The organism is Streptomyces lucensis JCM 4490, from assembly GCF_014650035.1.
GTDB lineage: Bacteria > Actinomycetota > Actinomycetes > Streptomycetales > Streptomycetaceae > Streptomyces > Streptomyces lucensis.
In genome coordinates this window covers 1-3,031 of sequence record NZ_BMUE01000043.1, presented here as the reverse complement: position 1 = coordinate 3,031, position 3,031 = coordinate 1, and the positions used below count along the sequence as shown (strand labels likewise).

Sequence of the window (3,031 nt, the reverse complement as noted above, 5' to 3'; positions counted from 1 at the left end):
TGTCGGGTGATGAGGTGGCGGGCGGTGATGGCGCCGAGGGTGCCGGTGCCGCCGGTGATGAGGACGGTGCCTTCGGGGTTGAGTGGGCGGAGTGGGCGGTTGGTGGTGTGGGTGGGGAGGGTGGCGTGGCCCAGGCGGGGGGCGTAGACGACGCCGTCACGCAGCGCCAACTCGGACTCACCCGTGACAAGAGCCGTATCGAGAAGCTCGACCGGGATCTCGGGAGTATCGACGTCCAGCAGCACGAGACGGTCGGGGTTCTCCGACTGGGCGGCGCGAACGAGGCCCCAGACCGCGGACGCACCGAGGTCATTCACTTGCGTCCCGTCACCCACGGCGACCGCTCCGCGTGTGATGACGAGCAGCCGGGCCGACGTCAGGGTCTCAGCGTGCAAAAAATCCTGCACCACAGTGAGGACGGCCTCTGTCACACGATGAGCGGAGGTCAGAGGGTCCACGCCCGGTTGAGATACCGATGCCACCGCGATGGCGGAGGGTCCAGGGGCGGAGGAGTCGATCGCCGCGACGAGCGACTGGACGTCACCGTGGGGCGTGATGAGCTGGGAGGCCCCACCCACGGTGCGGACGAGTGAGCCTGTGTCATCACCGAGCAGTGCCCATGTCGCGTGGGTGTCCGACTCCCCATCGGTAGGGACGGCCGTCCAGGCGACCTGGAACAAGGAGTCGCGAAGGGCACCGCGGGAGGCCTGACGCAGGGTGTCGCCGATCGGACGGGTGGTGAGTGACCGAACCGTGGCGACGGGCATACCGTGCGGGTCCGCCACGCTCAGGGACAGCTTGTCCGCACCAGAGGTCGTGAGTCGGACGCGTAGGGCCGTCGCACCGGTGGCGTGCAGGGTGACACCCGACCAGGTGAAGGGCAGACGCAGGTCACCGTCCGTCTGCTCGACGAGGGCATTGGCGTGGAGCGCGGCATCCAAGAGGGCTGGATGTAAACCGTATCCAGTGGCCTCGACGTCACGCGGCAGCCGCACCTCCGCGTACACGGTGTCCCCGTCCCGCCAAGCGGTGCGGAGCCCCTGGAACAGCTCGCCGTAGGCGTACCCACGGTCTGCGAGCCCTTCGTACAGATGTGTGGCGTCGACGGGAACGGCCGGCGCGGGAGGCCATGAGGCTTCTTGGAAGTCCGCTTCTGCCGCACCGGACTCGGCAACTGTTGTGACGGTGGCGCCGGCATGCCTCGTCCACTCCGCATCGGAAGCCGACGCGTTCCCTTCCGGCTGAGAGTCGATGGTGAGCGACCGACTGCCGTCGTCACCGGATCCCTCGACCGTCACCCTGACACGTACGGCTCCCTGTGGGGGCAGAACGAGGGGAAGGTGAAGGGTGAGTTCTTCGATGTGATTGTGGCCGGCGTGGTGAGCGGCGTGCAGCGCGAGATCGAGCAGCACGGTGCCGGGAACGACAGCGGTGCCCTGGATGGCATGGTCCGCCAGCCAAGGATGGGTGTCGAGAGAAACTCGTCCGGTGAACAGGTGAGCGCTGTCGGCCAGTTCGATCACCGCGCCCAAGAGAGGGTGCGCGGTGGGAGAGAGGCCTGCTGCGGTGACGTTGTGGCTGGGGGTGTCGTGGAGCCAGTAGGGGTCGTGCTGGAAGGGGTAGGTGGGGAGGTCGGTGGTGGTGGGGTGATGGGGTGCGAAGCAGGTGGTCCAGTCGACGGAGGTGCCGTGGGTGTGGGCGGTGGCGAGGGCGGTGAGAACGGTGTGGGTCTCGGGCTTGTCGGGGTGGAGGAGTGGGATGGCGATCGCGTCCGTGCCGGCGCGGACCAGTGTGGTGAGGGTGGTGTTCGGGCCGAGTTCGAGGTAGGTGGTGGTGTTGAGAGCGGTGAGGGTGGTGAGGGCGGGGTGGAAGCGGACGGCTTGGCGGAGTTGGCGGGTCCAGTAGTCCGCAGTCGTGAATTCATCTCCTGTGGCCGCCTCACCGGTGAGGGTGGAGACGATGGGGATGCGGGGCTGGTGGTAGGTGAGGGTTTCGGCGACGGCGTGGAAGTCGTCGAGGACGGGGTCGAGGTGGGGGGAGTGGAAGGCGTGGCTGACGTGCAGGCGTGTGGTCTTGCGGCCCTGTGAGGCGAATAGCCCGGCGATCTCCGCGACGGTGTCGGCGTCACCGGAGATGACGGTGCTGTTGGGGGTGTTGAGTGCGGCGATGGTGACGCCGGGGTGGCCCTCCAGAGCGGGGAGAACTTCGCTCTCCGTCGCTTGCAGGGTGGTCATGGCGCCGCCTGCGGGGAGGTTGTGGAGGAGGCGGGCTCGGGTGGCGACGAGGGTGCAGGCGTCTTCGAGGCTGAGGACGCCGGCTGCATGCGCGGCGGCTATTTCTCCGATGGAGTGCCCGGCGAGGAAGTGCGGGGTGACGCCCAGGTGCCGGAGCAGGCGGTAGAGGGCGGTCTCCAGGGCGAACAGGGCGGGTTGGGTGTAGAGCGTGTCGTGGAGGAGTCCGGCGTGCTCGGTGTCCTCGGCCCACATGACTTCGCGGAGCGGCACGTCCAGGTGAGGGTCGAGCAGTGCGCAGACTTCGTCGAGGGCTTGCGCGAAGACGGGTTGGGTGGTGTAGAGCTCGCGTCCCATGCCGAGGCGTTGGCTGCCTTGCCCGGCGAACAGGAACGCGGTCTTCCCGCTCCCGGAGACTGACCCCCTGACGAGGTCCGGGTGTTCGGTGCCGCTGGCGAGGGCGTCCAGTCCGGCGAGGAAGCCGTCCTGGTCGTCGGCGATGACGGCGGCCCGGTGTTCGAGGTGTGCCCGGGTGGTGGCGAGGGAGAATCCGACGTCAGCGACCGCGAGTTCCCTCTCATCCACAAGGCCCCGCACCCGCGCGGCCTGTTCCCGTAGGGCTTCCTCGGTCTTGGCGGACAGCACCCATGCCACCGGTCCGCCCGGCGTGACATCGTCCCGTGTTTCCGGCTCCTCGATCGGGGCCTGTTCCAGGATGACGTGGGCGTTGGTGCCGCTGATGCCGAACGAGGACACGGCAGCGCGCCTCGGCCTGCCCGTTTCCGGCCAGTCCTGCTGCT

Annotated in this window: 1 protein-coding gene; it reads right to left on the bottom strand. The window is 68.4% G+C overall.

Annotated features, from left to right (window positions below):
• Positions 1-2,987 (bottom strand): acyltransferase domain-containing protein (locus IE177_RS35540; RefSeq protein WP_268253202.1); only part of this gene is annotated, 2,987 nt, incomplete at its 3' end.
• Positions 2,988-3,031 lie beyond the last annotated feature (44 nt).